The organism is Rhizobium mesosinicum (assembly GCF_019511345.1).
Taxonomy (GTDB): Bacteria; Pseudomonadota; Alphaproteobacteria; order Rhizobiales; family Rhizobiaceae; genus Rhizobium; species Rhizobium mesosinicum.
In genome coordinates, this window is record NZ_JAEUAK010000014.1 from 106106 (window position 1) to 126336 (window position 20231).

A 20231-nucleotide genomic window follows, 5' to 3' on the forward strand; every position below is an offset into this window, starting at 1 on the left:
AACATCAGCGATTCAAGGCGTTATCCGATTTAACCTCAAATCGCCTTGAAGGCCGGTTCAACGGTAACCATCTGTTTTTTCAGCGCTCGGCATCCTGTCGGGTGCTGAACGCGAGGATACCGCACGATGAACCAGTCAGCATTGCTTCGCCCGGATTGGACTCCGGCTACCGTTGCCTTGATGATCCTCGGCTTCATGGTTTTCTGGCCTCTGGGGCTGGCCATGCTTGCCTATATCATCTTTGGTGAGCGGCTGCGTGGCTTCAAGCGTGACGTCAACCAGGCAACGGATGGCTTCTTTGCAGGCTGCCGCCGTTCGCACGGCCGTCACCGCCCGCATTTCTCGACGGGCAACGTCGCCTTCGACGATTGGCGCAAGGCCGAGCTCGATCGTATCGAGGAGGAGCGCCGCAAGCTCGATGAAATGCGTGAGGAATTCGATTCCTATCTGCGCGAGCTTCGCCGCGCCAAGGACCAGGAAGAATTCGACCGCTTCATGCGCGAGCGCAAGAACGGCAAACGCGACGACAATGGTCCGGTCGCCGAATACCAGACGCCGTAAGGCATGATTCACCAAGAATCTACGGCCGGCATCGAATACGATGCCGGTTTTTCTTTGCCCGGTTTTCCTCCGAATCGTATAGAAAACTCCTATGTTTCCGCTCCCGAAGATCCGCCGTACGACGAAAAAACCGTCGCCGCCCGAAAAGCGGACGCTGGATGTCGCCGGCCGTCTGATGCCCTTGACGATCAAGCAGCACGATCGCGCAACCCGGATCACGCTTCGTATCGAGCCGGGCGGCCGAGCCCTTAAGATGACGGTGCCGAAGGGGCTTGCTGCCCGCGAAGTCAACGCCTTCCTAGATCGGCATCAGGGCTGGCTGCTGACCAAGCTTGCGAAATTCTCGACAGATACGGGCCTGCGCGACGGCGGTGAAATTCTTTTTCGCGGTGTCAGACATCGCATCCAGCACACCGGCAGCCTGCGTGGCCTGACTGAGGCTGTGGCGGTGGACGGCAAACTGGTGCTTCGCGTCAGCGGCATGCCGGAACATATCGGCCGGCGCATCGCGACCTTCCTCAAGAAGGAGGCGCGCAGCGATCTCGAGAGACTGTCGCGCCTGCATGCCGGTTCCATCAAAGTGCCGATCCGGTCGATTTCGATGAAGGATACCCGCAGCCGCTGGGGTTCCTGCTCCTCGGAAGGAAATCTGAGCTTCTCCTGGCGCATCGTCATGGCGCCGCCTTCGGTGATCGATTATCTCGCCGCCCATGAGGTTGCGCATCTGAAGGAAATGAACCACGGCCCACACTTCTGGGCGCTCTGCAAGAAGCTCTGCCCGCACATGGAAGAGGCGAAGTCCTGGCTGAAGCGTCACGGCAGTCAGTTGCACGCGATAGAGTTCGATTAAGCGTCGCGTTAAATGCGGCCGGCATTTGCAAATTGGCTCGACTCTTTTCCCGTTTCGTGTCACTTCGCTGCCATGAGACCGGATATCAAGATCTGCGGTTTGAAGACGCCTGAGACTGTCGAGCGCGCATTGAAGCGCGGAGCGACGCATATCGGCTTCAATTTTTTCCAGAAAAGCCCGCGTTATGTCGAGCCGGACATTGCCGGCAGGCTAGCGGAACCGGCTCGCGGCAAGGCGAAGATCGTCGCTGTCGTGGTCGATCCGAGCAATGACGATCTCGATGAAATCGTTGCAATTTTGCGCCCCGATATGCTGCAGCTCCACGGCAGCGAGAGCCCAGAGCGCGTGCTGACCATCAAGGCGATGTACGGCATCCCCGTCATCAAGGCATTGTCGGTCCGCACCACCGACGACCTCAAGAGGGTCGAAGCCTATATCGGCATCGCTGACCGCTTTCTCTTTGATGCCAAGCCGCCAAAAGGGTCTGAACTGCCAGGCGGCAATGGCGTTTCCTTTGATTGGGGCCTGCTCACCTGGCTTGACGGCAATGTCGACTACATGCTGTCAGGCGGCCTTAATAAAGCCAATGTCGGCCAGGCTCTTGCGATGACGAAGGCGCCGGGTGTCGATACCGCCTCCGGTGTCGAGAGTGCACCGGGCGTGAAGAGCCTGGACATGATCGATGAGTTTTTCGATGCGGTTGAACAGGCATGTATGCCTGAAACGACCACAGGGAGTGTAAATTGAACGAGACGCCTAAACCGAATTCCTTCCGCGCCGGTCCGGACGAAGACGGCCGCTTCGGCATTTACGGGGGCCGATTTGTGGCCGAAACCCTGATGCCTCTGATCCTCGATTTGCAGGAGGAGTGGAACAAGGCAAAGGACGATCCGGAATTCCAGGCGGAATTGAAGCAGCTCGGCACCCATTATATCGGCCGCCCGAGCCCGCTCTATTACGCCGAGCGCCTGACCCAGCATCTCGGTGGCGCCAAGATCTATTTCAAGCGCGAAGAGCTGAATCATACGGGCTCGCACAAGATCAACAACTGCATCGGCCAGATCCTGCTTGCCAAGCGCATGGGCAAGACGCGTATTATCGCCGAAACTGGTGCCGGCCAGCACGGTGTGGCTTCTGCCACCGTCGCCGCCCGTTTCGGATTGCCCTGCGTCGTCTATATGGGCGCCACCGACGTCGAGCGTCAGGCGCCGAACGTGTTCCGCATGAAGCTGCTGGGTGCCGAGGTAAAGCCTGTCACGGCCGGCAGCGGCACGCTGAAGGACGCCATGAACGAAGCGCTGCGTGACTGGGTCACCAACGTCGATAGCACCTATTATCTGATTGGTACGGCCGCCGGCCCGCACCCTTATCCGGAAATGGTCCGCGATTTCCAGGCCGTCATCGGCACGGAGGCCAAGCAGCAGATCCTGGAAGCCGAGGGCCGCCTGCCTGATCTCGTCATCGCTGCCGTCGGCGGTGGTTCGAATGCGATCGGCATCTTCCATCCCTTTCTCGACGACAAGGAAGTCAAGATCGTCGGCGTCGAAGCTGGCGGCAAGGGCCTGCAGGGAGATGAGCACTGCGCCTCGATCACGGCCGGCTCGCCGGGCGTACTGCACGGCAACCGGACCTATCTGCTGCAGGACAATGACGGGCAGATCAAGGAAGGTCATTCGATCTCGGCCGGCCTCGACTACCCCGGCATTGGCCCGGAACATTCATGGCTGAACGATATCGGCCGTGCCGAGTATGTGCCGATCATGGACCATGAGGCGCTTGAAGCCTTCCAGACGCTGACGCGACTTGAGGGCATCATTCCGGCGCTTGAGCCTTCGCATGCGCTTGCCGAAGTCATCAAGCGTGCGCCCAAGATGGGCAAGGACGAGATCATCCTGATGAACCTCTCCGGCCGCGGCGACAAGGATATCTTTACCGTCGGCAAGATCCTGGGAATGGGTGAGTAAAGAAACATGACTGCACGTATGGACAAACGCTTCGCCGATCTGAAGGCGGAAGGCCGCCCGGCACTCGTAACCTATTTCATGGGCGGCGATCCAGACTACGAGACCTCGCTCGGCATCATGAAGGCGCTGCCGGAAGCCGGCTCCGACGTTATCGAACTCGGCATGCCCTTCTCCGATCCGATGGCCGATGGTCCCGCGATCCAGCTCGCCGGCCAGCGTGCCCTCAAAGGCGGCCAGACGTTGAAGAAGACGCTGCAGCTCGCTGCCGACTTTCGCAAGACCAACGATACGACGCCGATCGTCATGATGGGCTACTACAACCCGATCTATATCTACGGCGTTGAGAAGTTTCTCGATGATGCGCTGGCATCCGGCATCGATGGCCTCATCATCGTCGACCTGCCGCCGGAAATGGATGACGAACTTTGCATCCCGGCTCTGAAGAAGGGTATCAATTTCATCCGTTTGGCCACACCGACGACGGATGAAAAGCGCCTGCCGACCGTTTTGAAGAATACCTCGGGCTTCGTCTACTATGTCTCGATGAACGGCATCACCGGCTCGGCTCTGCCGGACCCGTCGCTGATCTCAGGTGCGGTCAAGCGCATCAAGGATCACACCGATCTGCCCGTTTGCGTCGGTTTCGGCGTCAAAACGGCAGAGCACGCAAAGATCATCGGGGCTTCGGCCGACGGCGTGGTTGTCGGCACTGCGATCGTCAATCAGGTCGCCAACACCCTGACGGCAGATGGAAAGGCGACAGCTGACACGGTTCAGGCCGTTGCGACGCTGGTTCGCGGTCTTTCCACAGGAACGCGTTCGGCGCGCCTTGTTGCTGCCGAATAGTTTCCCCACATTGGCACTCGTCAATCAGGAGTATTCGAGTTGAACTGGATCACTAACTACGTTCGCCCGCGGATCAATTCCATGCTGGGCCGTCGCGAAGTGCCGGAGAACCTCTGGATCAAGTGCCCGGAGACGGGCGAGATGGTCTTTCACAAGGATCTGGAAAGCAACAAGTGGGTCATTCCTGCTTCCGGCTATCATATGAAGATGCCGGCCAAGGCGCGTCTTGCCGATCTTTTCGACAAGGGCGAATACGAAGCTTTGCCGCAGCCGAAGGTCGCCCAGGACCCGCTGAAGTTCCGCGATTCCAAGAAATATATAGACCGTCTGCGCGACAGCCGCCTCAAGACCGAGCAGGAGGATACTATCCTCGCCGGTCTCGGCAACGTACAGGGCCTGAAGCTCGTTGCGGTCGTCCATGAATTCAATTTCATCGGCGGCTCTCTCGGCATGGCTGCCGGCGAAGCGATCGTCAAAGCCTTCGAACGCGCGATCGCGGAGAAGTGCCCGCTCGTCATGTTTCCGGCTTCAGGCGGCGCGCGCATGCAGGAAGGCATCATGTCGCTGATGCAGCTTCCGCGTACGACGGTTGCCGTTGATATGCTCAAGGAAGCGGGTCTGCCGTACGTCGTGGTTCTCACAAACCCGACCACCGGCGGCGTAACGGCATCCTATGCTATGCTTGGCGACATTCATCTGGCGGAACCGGGCGCGGAAATCGGCTTTGCCGGCAAGCGTGTTATCGAACAGACGCTGCGCGAAAAGCTTCCCGAGGGCTTCCAGACGTCGGAATATCTCCTGGAACACGGCGTGGTCGACATGGTCGTCAAGCGTCACGATATCCCGGAGACTCTGGCTCGCCTGTTGAAGATCCTGACGAAGAAGCCGGCTACGGCAGCAAATGATGCCAATGGGACGATTGCTCTGGCGGCGAGCGCCTGAGCAGCAGACCTCACAGAATAGGGCGGGCCGATGACAGACAGAGGCCAGATCGCGGTGAGTGAGGCGGCACGGGAGATCGAAAAGCTTATGGGATTGCATCCCAAAGGCTATGATCTGTCATTGGACCGCATCAAGCGTCTTCTGGAAGCACTCGGCAATCCCGAGCGCAACCTTCCCCCCGTCATCCATGTCGCCGGCACCAACGGTAAGGGCTCAACCTCGGCCTTCTGCCGCGCACTCCTGGAAGCGGGCGGCTATAGCGTTCACGTTCATACATCTCCGCATCTCGTAAACTGGCATGAACGCTATCGCCTGGGTGTTCCAGGCGGGCGTGGACAGCTGGTTCATGATACCGTTTTCGCAGAAGCTTTGCGACGCGTGGCCAAGGCTAATGACGGTGAGAAGATCACCGTCTTTGAAATCCTGACTGCCGTCACGTTCATTCTTTTTTCCGAACATCCGGCCGATGCGGCAATCATCGAGGTCGGTCTCGGCGGCCGTTTCGACGCGACGAACGTCATCGAGGATCCCGCCGTTTCGGTCGTCATGCCGATTTCACTCGATCATCAGCCTTATCTCGGCGATCGGGTAGAACTGATCGCTGCGGAAAAGGCCGGCATCATGAAGCGCGGCAGTTCGGTCGTCATCGGCCATCAGGACTATGACGCAGCCCTTGATGTACTGATGTCGACCGCCGAGCGGCTGCACTGCCCAACTGCCGTTTTCGGCCAGGATTTCATCGCGCACGAGGAATATGGCCGGCTGATCTATCAGGATGAATTCGGCCTGGCGGATCTGCCTCTGCCGCGCCTCCCCGGGCGCCATCAATATGCCAATGCCGCTGCCGCCATCCGCGCCGTCAAGGCTGCGGGCTTCACCGTCACCGAACCGATGATGGAAAAGGCGATGGAAACGGTGGAGTGGCCGGGCCGCCTGCAGAAGCTGACGGAAGGCAGGCTTATGAGCCGTGCGCCGGCACGGTCGGAAATCTGGGTCGATGGCGGCCACAATCCGGGTGCCGGTGAAGTGATTGCCGAAGCCATGGCGAATTTCGAAGAGCGCCAGTCTCGTCCGCTGTTCCTGATATCGGGCATGATCAACACCAAGGACCCCATCGGCTATTTCAAGGCCTTCGCGGGCCTCGCAGAGAAAATCTATTGCGTGCCGATCCACGGCAGCGAGGCGATGATCGATCCGGTGATTCTGGCCCATGCCGCCTATGACGCCGGTCTCGTGGCCGAACCGATGTCCTCAGTCGTCGAAGCCCTGCAGGCCATCGCTTCGACAGCGGACCCTGAGGCGCCGCCACCGCGTGTTTTGATCGGCGGCTCACTTTATCTCGTCGGCGAAGTGCTGGCGGAAAACGGTACTCCCCCGAAATGAAAAAAGCCCAGCATTGGCCGGGCTTTTCGCATCGAATTCAATATCGTTAGGCTGCGCTGGAAATCCAGTTTGAAAGCGCCGTCTTCGGCTTTGCGCCGACGGAGATATCGGCAACTTCGCCGCCCTTGAAGATTGCAAGCGTCGGAATCGACCGAACGCCGAACTGGGCAGCCAGTTCCGGGTTTTCATCGATGTTGAGCTTGGCAACCTTGACCTTGCCGGCCAATTCCGTAGCTATTTCTTCGAGGCTCGGAGCAATCATCTTGCACGGACCACACCACTCGGCCCAAAAATCGACGACGACGGGTTCTGCGGATTCCAGAACTTCCGTCTGGAAGTTGTTGATATCGACCTTAACGGTGGTCATAGGCTGCTCCTTTACCGGAATTTGCTGTTGCGTAACATGTGAGGGTGCGGCGCCGGAATTTCAATGTCCGATATTTCACTTTGTGCTGAGTCCTGCAAGTGCCGAAGCCAAAGCCTGTTCGCCAAGAGTATGGATGGTCGCATTTTCTGTATAGACCAGCATGCAATCGATCCGTTTGGCTGGATAGAGCGGCCTCAGTATTTCTCGATAGATCGCAAGCTGCGCCTTGTGCGCAAACGGGATTTTGTCTTCGCTCGCGGGTGGAACACGATTTGTCTTGTAGTCGATGATAACGACGCTTTCTGGCAGGACGGCAAGTCGGTCGATCCGGCCGGAGACGGCGTATTCCCGGTCTTCCAGCGTCAAGGTTCCCATGATCGAGATTTCCGCCTGGGCATGAATATTGAAGACGGCTTGAAGCCTTTCATCCTGCAAAAGTTTCACGACCGAATCGACCAAAGCCTGCCGCTCTGTAGCCGGCCAGAATCGCGCCGCGCGTTCAGCATAACGCTTCGCTGCCTCGGCCCGCTCCTCCGCAGGAATGTCGGGAAGAGCCTGAAGCATCCGGTGGATGAGACGGCCCTTTTCCAGGGAACGATCGCTGCTCTCCTGATCGCCGAAGAGCGGTGAGGTCACCAGGAGATCGTCGGCCTCTTCGTCAATAATCGTTCCGGCACCCGAAGGGCTGAGTGGTCGCGGCAATTGTTTCTGCGGCGGCAGAGGGCGGAACAGGCCCGGAGGAACCGTTTCGACCGTTGCCTGCTCAGGCACACGGTCCATTCGCTCGAAGCTGCGCTCGACCTGCGGCACACGCCATCGCATGCCGTCCCACTCTCCATCCGGGCCGGCGAAAGTCGCCTTTTCGACATGCGGATGCTCCGCGTCGAGCGCGGTGGAAATCATCATATGCCAAGTGTCGTTGTTCAGCCGCACGCCGCGATAGCCGCAGACGATCAGCCGGTCGGCGGCACGCGTCATCGCCACGTAGAGCAGGCGCCGGTATTCCTCTTCGGCAAGAAGCTGGATGCGTGCTGCATCCGTCAACGTCAGCGAGTTGCCGAGATCGCTGACGGGAATCCACACCGGCATCGGCGGCTCGTCCGGCCCGGCATCAAGCAACCGGAGCTTTGGCAGATGGGTATGGGTAAAAGCTTTGGAGCCGCCATCGACCAGAAAGACGATTGGCGCTTCGAGACCTTTTGAGGCATGCACCGTCATGATGCGTACCTCGTTGCGGCCCTGGTCCTGCTCCCGCTTTACTTCCGGCGCTTCAAGTTCCAACGTCGAGATAAAGGACTGCAGGCCGGGGAGACCCGATGTCTCATGGTCGAGCGCAAAGGTCAGGAACTCGTCGAGGATATCGCTGACTTCGGTGCCTAGCCGCGCCAGAAACTGGCGCCGGCCGCCATGACTGCCAAGGACACGGGCATAGAAATCATGGACCGAAAGGCTTCGGGACTGGGCAAGGAAGAGTTCCAGCCTTGCAACCGCCGCGCCGAGGCGCTCATTGCCGTCGTCGGCATATTTGCGAAGATGGTGCCAGACGCTTTCATGTTCGCCACGCAGCGCCGCAACCGCAAAAAGATCCTCTTCCGAGAGATTGAAGAGCGGGCTTTTCAGGAGAGCGGCGAGCGAAAGATCGTCTTCCGGCAAAAGAAGAAAACGGCCGAGCGCCAGCAGATCCTGCACAGCGATATGGCTGGTCAGCACCAGCCGGTCCGCGCCGGCGACCGGAATGTCGCCACGCCGTTTGAGTTCCCGTGTCAGCGCATTGACGAAGGCGTCTCGTTTGCGGACGAGAACAAGGATATCGCCGGCCTCGATGAAGCGTTCCTTACCCTTTTCGACGATCGTTTCGCGGCCGACGAGAGTGCCGATCGTGTGCGCGATGCGCCGCGCGAGGATGGCGGCCGGCGCGCTCTCGGGTGTTGCATCGAAAGGAGCGGTCCAATCCTCGTCCTTTACCACGATATCGGGCACGACCATTTCCCAGAGGTCGACGGCACCGGGATGGCCGATACGGCTGGAGCGATGAACGACCGGTTCGGTGCCGAGGCCACGTGCATTCTCCGGTGGGGTAAAGATGTGATCGACGGCGAGCAGCACGTCGGAGGTGGAGCGGAAGGAGAGCGGGAGGCGGACGGTCGAGAAATCGAGACCGCTGTTCTGCACCCGGCGCTGCGTTCGCTCCTTTTCTTCGGAGAACCGTTCGGGCCGTGCGCCCTGGAATGAATAGATCGACTGTTTCTCGTCGCCGACGGCAAACAATGTCCGGGCCGCGGGCCGCGAACTTTCGCCCGAGAAGAAATCTTCCGCCAGCGACTGGATGACACTCCACTGGATAGGACTGGTATCTTGCGCCTCATCGACCAGAATATGGTCGATACCCTGATCGAGCTTGTAGTGGATCCAGGGGCCGACGCCGCTCTTCGTTAGCAGGTCTGCGGTACGTGTGATCAGGTCTTCGAAATCGAGATGGCTGCGCTGCTTTTTCAGCTCCTCGTAATCCCGGTTCAGACGGTCCGCGAGCACGAGGGCGGCATGAGTTGCCGTATGCATTCGCATCATCTTAAGACGGTCTCGGCACGCGACGACATGCGTCCGCGCGGAAGCGATCGCATCGGCAAGCTGTGGCGCTTCCGCGAGTATCGCCTTGACGAAGAATTGCCCGTCCGTCTTCGGATCGCCCTTCGATGTCAGGAAAATCTTCTCCAGAATCTGCGAACGCGCGGTCACATCTCGTTCGCGCACGGCGCGGCGCAGGCCTTCGGCAACATCCTGCGCTTTAGCGCCACCCTTCGTTGCGGCTAGCGACAGGTAAAGTTCCAGCGTTGCACCCGAGAGCCCAGGCAAGGGCCAATATCGTTCGGCTAGTCCCTCTTCCGTATCATCAGGTGAAAGGCTTAGCCTCTTGCGGAGCAAGCGATCAACGCCGCCATGCGGCTCGGCTGCGAGCATGAAACGGCGGATGGCATTTCGGTTCGCAACGATCTCGCCGAGCAGATTTTCAAGGCCCGTTTCGTCGCCGAGATTGAGCACATAGCCGAAGGCACCGGCGAGTTCTCGATCCTTCTCTGGCGCTGTTGCCGTCAGAAGCGAGCGTCGCGCATCGGCAAGCAGCGTCGCGGCCGCCCGGTCGTCGAGAACGGAGAAATGCCCCGCGACGTTTGCTTCCAGCGGGAATTGGTGCAGCAGCGCCTCGCAGAAGGCGTGGATCGTCTGGATCTTGAGCCCCCCCGGTGTTTCCAGCGCCTTGGCAAACAGCCGTCTTGCTTCGGCAAGCTTCAGTGAATCCGGCTCACGACCTTCGATCTGGGTGATGCGCCTGGCAAGTTCCTCATCCGGAAAAATCGCCCATTCCGCCAGCCGTTCGAAGACGCGGTTCGACATTTCGGAAGCGGCAGCCTTCGTATAGGTGAGGCAGAGAATAGCGGAAGGCCGCGCACCCGCCAGCAGGAGCCGGATCACGCGCTGGGTCAGAACATGTGTTTTGCCGGAACCGGCATTGGCCGACACCCATGCCGAACGCCCGGGATCGGATGCGATCGCCTGCTGGATCGTCGTCCAGCTGATCCACGTGCCGGGATCGTCACCTTCGGGAAGCGCTGTCGGATCAATCATCGCCTCCTCCTTCCGGGTCGGCGGTTGCCCATTCCGCAACACGGGCGAGATGATCGTAGTCGCCGCCGAAATCGAACTGCTGCGCGGGAATCAGCCGCGAAGTGAAGCCTTTTTCACCCGATTGCAGTAGGGCCACGAATTTCACCAGTTGATCGATCGATTCCTCGGCGAGCTGCATCGCCGACTTTGCCTTGTCGCTGTTGGCCTCCTCGTTGTTGACCTTGTCGACCTGAAAGCGCGTGCCCGGCCGTAGGCGGACATAAAGAAGATCATTGGGAACAAGGCTGCCCACGTCGCGAAAGGCCCCAGCCTGAAGCGCGGCTGCCTCAAGCGCAAGCTGCGGGTCCAGCAGTGCTCGGGCCTGTATCGGAGAGGGATTATAGCCGGTCTTGTAGTCGATGATATCGGCACTGTTCGGCCCCTTGATATCGATGCGGTCGGCGACGCCGGTGAGCCGGATATCGATTCCATCGAGTTCGACGCCGCCTCTGACTTCCGTCAGCCTCTTCTGCACATCGGGCCGCCGTCCGGCCTCCCAGTTCAGGAAAGCGCGCGCGACTTCGCGGAAGCGCGGCCGCCAGACGGCGTCGATATGCGGCGGCAACTGCTCGATATCGAAGAGTTCATTCATGATGATTTCCATCGCCGCTGCCGCCTCCGGCGTGCCTGCTGCATGGTCCTCGCGAACAAAGCGATCGATGATCTTGTGGTAGAGCGTACCGCGTTCCGCCGCGCCAGGATCACGATTGAACTGGTCGACGGGATCGAGCCGCAGCACGCGCCGCGCATAAATCGCATAGGGATCGCGGCGCAGCCGACCGACTTCGCTGAAGGAATAGGATTTAGGCTGCAGTTCCCGTGGCGGCTTGGGAGAGGGCCTCTGCGCTGGCGCTTGATTGTCACCCAGGTCTATCTGGTTTGCCCAGTGAACGAAGCGCGCCCCCCGCTTGCGCAATTGCTCTTCGAAATCCTCGCCGCCGAGCGCCAACAGCCGTTGCAGCCATCGGGAGGCGACCGTCGGCGTCGAGCCCTGGCGCAGCGCGCGCGAATAGATCAGATGGCGTGTGCCATTCGCCATCTCGAAATCATGCGCCAGTTGGCCGATGCGCCGTTCCGGCGGCTCCAGCCCGATTTCCGTCTTCATCATGCGGGAGACGAAGGGATTATTGGTCGTCTGCCCTGGCCATGATCCTTCGTTGAGGCTGCCGAGGATCAGTGTGTCGACATTCTGCAGGCGCGCTTCCAGCGTACCGAAGATGAAGAGGCGAGGATGGCTGAGGGCGCCAGGCTTGACGGCATGGCTGGCCGACAGCGCCTGCATGATATCGATCCATTGCGGCCCCTCCGCTTCCATCTGGCCTTCGGTATCGATGACTTCGCCAAGCAGGCTTGCCAGGGCATCGCCCGCTTCACCGGACCAGAGGCTTGCCAGATTGCCGTGTTCGTCGGCAGCGATGCTCTCCAGCGCGCGGCCCGTCCGTTCTGCCCATTGCGAGAGCGAGATGCCCGTCAGGCCGTCATCATCCCCAGGATGCCGCACGAGGGCCGATACCAGTGGCTCCACGGCAGGTTCAACTTTCCGGGCTAACCTTCGGGCCATCTCCGCTGCTTCTGATGGCAGTGACTTGCGCCACACCGGCGCGTGCCTGTCGAGCGCCTGCTCCGAAAGCTGACGGTCGAGCAGCTGTTCGAGCGATCCGATATCCACTTCTGCCACGCCGCCGCGCAGCGCCAGCAACTCCAATGCCTCCACAGCTCTAATCAGAAAGCTGCGCTCCAGCCCGAAACGGGCAAGCGGATGTTTGAGCAGCGAAACGATGGTGACAGGATCACCGGGACGAAGTGTCGCTTCCAGGAGCAATTGCAGCAGCGTGCCCTGTGGCGTTGCCGAAAGTGGTGTACCGGCTGAATCGTCGGCAAGAATGCCGAAGCGGGAAAGCTCCGCCATGACCCGGCGCGCCAGGTTGCGGTCTGGCGTAATAAGCGCAGCTCGGCTTTCCCCATCTCTGCCCGGCTGTTCCAGCGCAAGCCGCAGCGCTACGGCAATCGCCGTCGCCTCCTCGCGCTCGTTGGCGGCTTCGATCATCGATACGTCCGCGAATGCTGCGGCAAGGGTTCCTTCCGGCAGGTCCTTTTTCCAATCGCCCCAGCCACTTGTGGCTTCCGACGGAGTAAGCGCCCGCGAGAGGACTTCCGCGCGCGCGCGCAAATCGGCTTCTGCTTCCTCGATTGGCTGAACATCCTCGCGGGTCAGCTTCAGCCGCTTCAGCAGCACGGAAAGACCATACTGCGGATGTGTACGGCTTGCCGGATTGGCGCGTTGACCCGGCAGGAGATCAGGGGCGACCAGACGCCAATGTTCCTCCGGCATGGAAAGGTCGAGGCCGGGCAACACGATAACGCCTCCCGGAAGGTTCGCTACGGCGCCGATGAGGTCAGCCGTGGCAGGAAGCGAACCGGTTGAACCGGCAATGATGATCGGACCGGAAGGTTTCGCCGTCGAAAGCCGGCCAGCCTCGGCGCGCAGAATGGCATTGCGGTGGCGGGCCGGCGAGGATCGGCCAAGTTCGATCAGGCGTTCCGGCCAGAAGGCACTGGCGATCTGCAGAAATTCCGCCGTCAATTGCCACCAGGCCGCATAGTCACCCGTATCGAGCCTGCCGAGTTCGGACCAGGCAAGATCCTCGGTTTCGATCGAATCGATCACCTCCGCCAGATTGCGGGCAAGCCAGATGGCATCTGCAGGGCTTGCCGGCGCGACGAGAGGCGATTCCGAATGGATGTGTCGGACGATCTCCGGCAGCTTGTTGCGCCAGGCAAGGATCAGCCGCGCCAGTTCCAGAAGGCGCGCGGTATTGGAGAGCGGTTGGGCAAGGTCGATCGTCGCCGGCAGCGCCTCGTCGAAATAGCCGCTGTCGTCATCCGTTTCGCCGAGCGGCCGGATAACCGGCAGGATCGCCGAACGTCCGCCAAGCAGATCGACGAATTCCGAACGCAATACGCGTACGGCGCGCCGGGTCGGCAGGTAGATCGTGACCTTGGCAAGAGACAGTGGATCGGCCGGATCATGTACGAAAAGCGGTGTCAGGCGTCCGTCACAAAGCGAACTCGCCAGCGTCTTCAGAAAGGGAAGGCCGGAGGGGATCGTCAGAATGCGTGGCCGGTGCCGCTCCGTCATGTCTCACGCAAACGTCCGGAACCGCCGGATCGTCTCCTCCGCGTCGTCAATTGCATCGGGCGTGCCGACCGTCAGCCAATGGCCTTCCATCATCATGCCGAAAAGCCGGCGGCGGCCGATCGCCTTATCGAAATAGATATTGAGATTGAAGGGTTCTTCGGGTGCATCGTCCAGCAGCGCGGGGTGCATGACGATTGCACCGGCATAGACGACTGGGCTGGAGGGATCGTCACGATAGCGTGTCAATCGACCGTCAGGTCCCAGGCTGAAATCGTTCTTGCCGTTATGGCCGGTCGTATCTTCGATGCGCACGCAGAGCAGCGCCATATCCATGCGTTCGGCATCGAAGAATCCGGCTAAGCGCCGCAGATTGCTGGGCCGGTCAGTCGGTTCACCGATCCAGAAAAGATCGGCATTCATGACGAAAACCGGTTCTCGGGCGAGTAGCTTCAGACCCTTCGCCAGCCCGCCGCCCGAATTCATCAGTGTATCGCGCTCGTCGGAAATTAGAATATCGAGCCCGCGATAGTTTTTCAGATGGTCTTCCATCTGATCGGCAAAATGATGGACATTGATCGCGGCCTGTTCGACCCCGGCTTCGACAAGCGAATCCAGCGTATAGTCGATCATCGGCTTGCCGCCGATCTTCACCAGAGGCTTTGGAATCGTATCGGTAATCGGGCGCATGCGGGTTCCGAGGCCCGCGGCCAGTACCATGGCTTGTCTGACGGTCATGCTGATCCGGATCTATGATTCGACGGGCAGTATTCCAGCCCTTGTGCACCATTCGCGCAAGGGGGCAAGTGCCTCGTGCCGCAGCGCCACCTTAAGATAAGACAGCGTGCGCGGCATATGCTGCAGGTAGCCGGGCTTGCCGTCCCGCTGCAGGAGCCGCACCCAGAGGCCGGCCAGCTTGCAGTTTCGCTGCGCTGACATGATGGCCCATGCCTTCATGAATTCGGCTTCGTCGAAGTTGCCTTGCGCCCGCCGGAGCGAAAGATAGTCATCCATTAACTGCTGGAAGAGATCCGGTTCGATCGTGACCCGCGCATCCTGAACGATGGAGGCAAGGTCGTAGGCGGTTGGCCCGATCATCGCATCCTGAAAATCGATGATCCCGATCCTGCGGAGGCCGCTCTCGTGTTCGCGCCAGATGATGTTCGGCGAATGGAAATCGCGCAGCAGCAGGTTTTTTTCGGCCGATTGCAGCTCGTCGATCAGATTGTCCCAGATTGCCAGATACTCGTCTCGCTCCGCATCCGTCGGTCCCGTTCCGCGTCTCCAGGCCATGTGCCAGTCGAGTACGAGCCGCACCTCCATCTTCATGGCGGCGCGATCGAAATCCGGAATATGATGCGTGTGTGTTGCCGAAACCGGGATATCCTGCGGGATTTTCATCGAGTGGAGATGGGCAAGGCAGGCGACGCTTTCGCGGTAGCGCTCAACGATCGGCCGGCCTTCGTCGTCGAGGACACTGTCCGTGCCCAAATCCTCGATCAGCAGGATGCCCTGCTCGTAATCGACCTTTTCGATTGTCGGCGTTGCAAAACCACGTTCACGCAACGCATCGGCGATCGCGACGAATGGATAGGCGTCGACCGCCAGATGCGCGACCTTGGGATAGGGTTTGCCGTCATAGATCGGCGGGCCTTCCGGTGGCGGCCGCCAATCCATAAGGATTTTCCGTGTGCCGTCGCTCAGATGGAAATATTCATAGGCCCGAAGCGAAGCATCGCCCGTCAGGAACCGCCGTTCCGCATCGCCGTAGCCGGCGTCGATGAGGAAGCGGCGGATCGCCAGCACCCGATGGATTCGGACCAAGGCCTTCTCCGGTGCCGCGATTGTCGCACGACGGCCGGCACCCTCATGTTCCAGCCGCAAGGAGATGCGCGATACCGGCAATTCACCTTCGGCCATCTCCGGCCATTCGACGATGCAGATACCGTTTTCGAGCGCTTCGTCGAAACCGAGCTCCGTCAATTCCGAGGAGTCGCCAAGCCGATAGAGATCGAAATGCGAGACGGGAATGCGCAGATCGTAGGATTGCACCAGCGTGAAAGTGGGGCTCGGAACTTCCAGTCCGTCATCATCAGCCATGGCGCGCAGGAAAGCCCGCGCCAGCGAGGATTTTCCGGCACCGAGATCGCCCGACAGCGCCAGGCAATCACCGGCTTTCAGCGCAAGCGCCAGATCATTGCCAAGGCGAAGGGTTGCCGCATCGTCTTCCAGAAAAAGCGAGATGACGTCGCCTTGCGTCATTCGGCGGCGACGGAATGGGGCAGGTTGATGGAAGGGATGCGGCAGGTCACTGTCGTTCCCTTGCCGGGTTCGCTGTCGATGCTGACCTCGCCATTGTGCAGGCTGACGAAGCTGTCGACGATCGAGAGGCCAAGCCCGGCACCGCCACGCTTTCCGCTCTTCGCACCGGTTGCGAAACGGTCGAAGACGGTAGCGATCATATCAGGTGAGATACCGGGGCCGCGATCCCTTACGGAGAAGACAAAATCCGTGCCCTCGCGACGGCAGTCCAGCGCGATCGATGCGCCCTCGGGCGAGAAGTTAGCGGCATTGGCAAGAAGCTTCAGCAGGATCTGCTTCAGCCGCTGCGGATCGGCAACGATCGAGCCCAGGTAGGCCGGCGCGGTGATCTCCAGCGAAACGCCGCTCTCGTGCAGCCGGTCGGCGATCTGCATGGAGACGTCGTCGAGTAGATCGGCGAGATCGATTTCCGCGTAGTTCAGCCGCATGATGCCGGCATCGACGGTCGCGAGATCGAGGATGTCGTTGACGAGCGTCAGAAGCACCGAGGATGAGGTGGCAATATGGTCGATATATTCGGCCTGCCGCTCGTTCAGCGGGCCGACCCCTGGGGTGCGCAGCAGATCGGTAAAGCCGATGATATTCGTCAGCGGCGAGCGCAGTTCGTAGGAGACATGCTGCACGAAGTCGTTCTTCAGCTCGTCCGCCTTGCGCAGCGCCTCGTTCTTTTCCGTCAGCGCCCGTTCGGCGCGTACGCTGTCTGTCATGTTGACGAAGGTCAGCATGGTCTGAGCGTTCGGCAGAGGGATGACAGCAAAGTCGAGCACGAGGCCGGACAGCAGTTCGAGCGTCCCCTGGCTGGAACGACGCTCGTCGTCGAAGCTGGTGATCAGCTCCGCAAAGGTCTTCCAGCCATCGGGCTGGTCATAGGACGGGGCGCAAGCCTCGCCGATGCCGCGGATATGTGTGCCGGGCTTGGCTTCCGTCTCGGTAATACCCCAGAGCGCACGGAAGGCCGGGTTGGAGAGGCGGATCCGGCCGTCAGGTCCGAAGACCGCAACGCCTTCCGAAAGGTGGTCGATCGTCTCGCCCTGTACCTTCACCAGCGTATTGTAGCGCGTTTCGAGATCGACCTGCTCGGTCAGGTTCTCGAAGACCCATGTCGCGCCGCCCTGTGGATGCGCGGTCGCAAAAACGCGCAGCGTCTGCCCGTTCGGCAGGTGCCAGAGGTCGGATTGCGTATCGAGCGAGCGATAGACGGAAAGCGCTGTTTCCTTCCACGATTTCCAGTTCAGCTGGTCCGGCAGTTTCTTGGCTGCGCGAAGGCGTTCCAGAAGCTCGCTGTTGTCAGGCTTGCTTTCGAGGAACGAAATATCGAGCTCCCAGAGCGAGACGAAGGCCTGATTATAGAACTGCAGCCGGCGGTCGCCGTCGAAAATGGCAACAGGGGTCGCCAGATGATCGAGTGTTTCCGCATGGCTCTTAAGCGTCCGCTCAAGTTCGGCGCGAACCGCTTCGACATCGGAAACATCGACGGCAAGGCCGGCCGAGCCGTTGGGGACCTTTACGTCGACCACGTCAAAGAATGTGCGGTTGCCGCGAACGACTGTCGAAATTGTATCGTGGAAAGGCGATTCCGGCGTTGTCGAGGCGTGGATACGCTCGCGGGCGACGGTCGTCAGGATTTCGCGGCCTTCATTGACAGCCTGCTGGGGTGATTGTGCTTCGACGGCATCGCCATAGGCATGGTTCACCCAGGTCAGGCGTCCGGCGGTATCACGCTGCCAGGCTGGCATATCGATAGCGTCGAGCATGGTTTGAAAGGCGGAGATCGACGTCATCAGCCGATCGCGTTCGATCTTCAGCTCTGCCAGCTCGGCGCGCAGATTGTTGAGCGCAACGAAACGTACGAAGGCGCGGCCGCCGGAAACCCGGCCTTGTGCTTCGATCACTTCGTCCCTCATAGTCTCGATCACCATGTCGAAACTTTCGGCCTGTTCACGCAGGCGGCCGACGGCCCGCTCCAGTTCGGAGGCCGATCGCGCCTTCAGCCAGAGGCCGAAGGCAAGGAATTCATTGTCCTGTGGGGCGCCGGTTTCCGGTGGAAGCTGGCCGAGGAGTTCAGGCCGGGCACCGCCGTCCCAGATGACGATCCGTCGGTTCTTGTCGGCAATAAGCGCCTCATATTGGGAGATGCGCTGTTGCGCGTCCGAAAGCGCCGAGCGGATTTCGCGACTTTCATTTTCGAGATTGCCGCGCTGGCGCACCAGCCAGAGCGTCGAGAGCAGGGCAGCCGAAATCACGCCGATGACAACGGAAAGGCCTACAACCTGCGAGGAAGTGAAAAGATGTGCCGATGCGCCGATAACAGGCTCTGCCTGCGCCAGAACCGGCCATGCCGGTACGGCGACCGCAGTGCTTGCAGCGCATAGTTTTGCAATACGTGCCAAAGACCATTGCTTCTGCCTTGCGGTCACTCGGACCGCGGCGAACTTATATTCTTGGCCCGCCTGAAGCGGGCGGTCAGCGGCGTAAGCGCCATCCTCCGCCTGGCCGGGCAGGCTGTATTTCATTTTCGACATCCGAGGTATGTCTCCGTCCTTTAATGTGCCGCATCACGACAAGACATCCCATTTTCGTGGAAAACGGAGAGCTCCGAAACCACGAATCAAGTCTTAAAACAATACTTCGGAAGGGAATCGACGGAAAGAGAGCGCCCAAAAAATAAGCCTCGGCATTTGTCAATGCCGAGGCCACCACATCTTGTGGATATTGAAGGTGAAATCAGTACCTGTAGTGGTCGGACTTAAACGGACCCTGCGGCTTCACGCCTATATAAGCAGCCTGCTCTTCGCTAAGCTGGGTAAGCTTCACGCCGAGCTTGTCGAGGTGAAGGCGCGCAACCTTCTCATCGAGGTGCTTCGGCAGGATGTAGACTTTGCTTTCGTACTGGCCAGGCTTTGTGAAAAGCTCGATCTGCGCCAGCGTCTGATTGGTGAACGATGCCGACATGACGAAAGACGGATGACCCGTCGCATTTCCGAGGTTCAGGAGGCGACCTTCGGAAAGAAGAATGATGCGGTTGCCCTTCGGAAACTCGATCAGGTCGACCTGCGGCTTGACATTCGTCCACTTGAGGTTGCGCAGAGCGGCAACTTCGATTTCGTTGTCGAAGTGACCGATATTGCCGACGATCGCCATATCCTTCATCTGACGCATATGGTCGATGCGGATGACGTCCTTATTGCCAGTGGTGGTGATGAAGATGTCGGCAGAGGAGACGACATCCTCGAGCAGAACGACCTCATAACCGTCCATCGCAGCCTGCAGGGCGCAGATCGGATCGGCTTCGGTCACCTTGACACGAGCGCCGGCACCGGAAAGAGAGGCGGCAGAACCCTTGCCGACATCGCCGTAACCGCAGACGACGGCAACCTTGCCGGCCATCATCACGTCGGTGCCGCGGCGGATGCCGTCGACCAGCGATTCCTTACAGCCATACTTGTTGTCGAACTTCGACTTGGTGACGGAGTCGTTGACGTTAATTGCGGGGAAAGGCAGCAGGCCCTTCTGGCTGAGTTGATAAAGGCGGTTGACGCCCGTCGTGGTCTCTTCGGTCACGCCCTTGATGGCATCGCGCTGCTTGGTGAACCAGCCGGGCGTTGCGGCAAGGCGCTTCTTGATCTGGGCGAAGAGGATTTCCTCTTCTTCCGAATGCGGATTGGAAAGAACGTCCTCACCGGCTTCGGCGCGGGCGCCGAGAAGTATGTACATGGTGGCATCGCCGCCATCATCGAGGATCATGTTGGAGAAACCGCCATCGCTCCACTGGAAGATCTTGTCTGTGTAGTTCCAATAGTCGACGAGGGATTCACCCTTGATCGCGAAAACCGGAATGCCGGCGGCGGCGATCGCTGCAGCGGCATGGTCCTGCGTCGAGAAGATGTTGCACGAAGCCCAGCGGACTTCGGCGCCGAGCGCAACCAGCGTCTCGATGAGAACGGCCGTCTGGATCGTCATGTGCAGCGAGCCGGTGATGCGTGCGCCCTTCAGCGGCTTGGATTCACCGAATTCGGCCCGGCAGGACATGAGACCAGGCATTTCGGTTTCGGCGATGGTGATTTCCTTGCGGCCGAAATCTGCAAGACCGATATCGGCGACAACATAATCTCTCTCAGTGCTCATAGGGCTCTCCAGGCTGAAAACGGCTCAAAAAAACGTCGCAAGGACGCAACGATGACCGCAACGGATCGAACACGT

The 20231-nt window shown here is 59.9% G+C and carries 14 protein-coding genes; 7 read left to right on the top strand and 7 right to left on the bottom strand.

The annotated features are described in order from the left end of the window. Window positions 1-126: 126 nt before the first annotated feature. The 7 genes from JNB85_RS27090 (at window position 127) to JNB85_RS27120 (ending at window position 6546) form a co-directional block, all read left to right on the top strand. A complete protein-coding gene (locus JNB85_RS27090) occupies window positions 127-561 on the top strand; it encodes a DUF2852 domain-containing protein (RefSeq protein WP_192728688.1) in 435 nt (144 codons plus the stop codon). 91 nt (window positions 562-652) lie between these two features. Continuing rightward, window positions 653-1411, top strand: a complete 759-nt coding sequence (locus JNB85_RS27095; RefSeq protein WP_220337508.1) for a M48 family metallopeptidase — start codon at window positions 653-655, stop codon at window positions 1409-1411. A gap of 72 nt (window positions 1412-1483) precedes the next feature. Further along, a complete protein-coding gene (locus JNB85_RS27100; protein ID WP_220337509.1) occupies window positions 1484-2158 on the top strand; it encodes a phosphoribosylanthranilate isomerase in 675 nt (224 codons plus the stop codon). Next, window positions 2155-3375, top strand: coding sequence for a tryptophan synthase subunit beta (gene trpB / locus JNB85_RS27105; RefSeq protein ID WP_220337510.1), 1221 nt, complete (start codon window positions 2155-2157; stop codon window positions 3373-3375). Before JNB85_RS27100 ends, trpB begins: the two co-directional genes overlap by 4 nt. A 6-nt stretch (window positions 3376-3381) precedes the next feature. After that, window positions 3382-4221 (top strand): tryptophan synthase subunit alpha, encoded by an 840-nt coding sequence (gene trpA / locus JNB85_RS27110; protein WP_220337511.1) that lies wholly within the window; start codon window positions 3382-3384, stop codon window positions 4219-4221. A gap of 39 nt (window positions 4222-4260) precedes the next feature. Continuing rightward, window positions 4261-5163: an acetyl-CoA carboxylase, carboxyltransferase subunit beta gene (gene accD / locus JNB85_RS27115; RefSeq protein WP_220337512.1), complete on the top strand. Its 903-nt coding sequence runs from the start codon at window positions 4261-4263 to the stop codon at window positions 5161-5163. Between the two features lie 30 nt (window positions 5164-5193). Beyond that, entirely contained in the window at window positions 5194-6546 is a 1353-nt protein-coding gene (locus JNB85_RS27120; protein ID WP_220337513.1) for a bifunctional folylpolyglutamate synthase/dihydrofolate synthase, read from the top strand. Window positions 6547-6592: 46 nt separating this feature from the next. On the opposite strand, the gene trxA is transcribed toward JNB85_RS27120, so the two are convergent. From trxA to ahcY, 7 genes are all read right to left on the bottom strand, one after another. After that, the gene (gene trxA, locus JNB85_RS27125) at window positions 6593-6913 is read right to left on the bottom strand and encodes a thioredoxin (RefSeq protein WP_220337514.1); all 321 of its coding nucleotides are present in this window, start codon (window positions 6911-6913) and stop codon (window positions 6593-6595) included. A gap of 75 nt (window positions 6914-6988) precedes the next feature. Beyond that, window positions 6989-10534 carry a double-strand break repair helicase AddA gene (addA, locus tag JNB85_RS27130; RefSeq protein ID WP_220337515.1) on the bottom strand — a complete coding sequence of 1182 codons (3546 nt, stop codon included), beginning with the start codon at window positions 10532-10534 and terminating at the stop codon, window positions 6989-6991. Then, entirely contained in the window at window positions 10527-13712 is a 3186-nt protein-coding gene (addB, locus tag JNB85_RS27135; protein ID WP_220337516.1) for a double-strand break repair protein AddB, read from the bottom strand. Before addB ends, addA begins: the two co-directional genes overlap by 8 nt. Window positions 13713-13715: 3 nt before the next feature. Further along, window positions 13716-14447 carry a nucleotidyltransferase family protein gene (locus tag JNB85_RS27140; RefSeq protein WP_220337517.1) on the bottom strand — a complete coding sequence of 244 codons (732 nt, stop codon included), beginning with the start codon at window positions 14445-14447 and terminating at the stop codon, window positions 13716-13718. A 12-nt stretch (window positions 14448-14459) separates the two neighbouring features. Then, complete coding sequence (tsaE, locus tag JNB85_RS27145) at window positions 14460-15971, bottom strand: tRNA (adenosine(37)-N6)-threonylcarbamoyltransferase complex ATPase subunit type 1 TsaE (protein ID WP_220337518.1); 1512 nt, start codon at window positions 15969-15971, stop codon at window positions 14460-14462. Then, on the bottom strand, window positions 15968-18553 hold the full coding sequence (locus JNB85_RS27150) for a sensor histidine kinase (protein WP_220337519.1): 2586 nt from the start codon (window positions 18551-18553) through the stop codon (window positions 15968-15970). Before JNB85_RS27150 ends, tsaE begins: the two co-directional genes overlap by 4 nt. A gap of 202 nt (window positions 18554-18755) precedes the next feature. Continuing rightward, window positions 18756-20156 (bottom strand): adenosylhomocysteinase, encoded by a 1401-nt coding sequence (ahcY, locus tag JNB85_RS27155; protein WP_220337520.1) that lies wholly within the window; start codon window positions 20154-20156, stop codon window positions 18756-18758. Window positions 20157-20231: the final 75 nt, after the last annotated feature.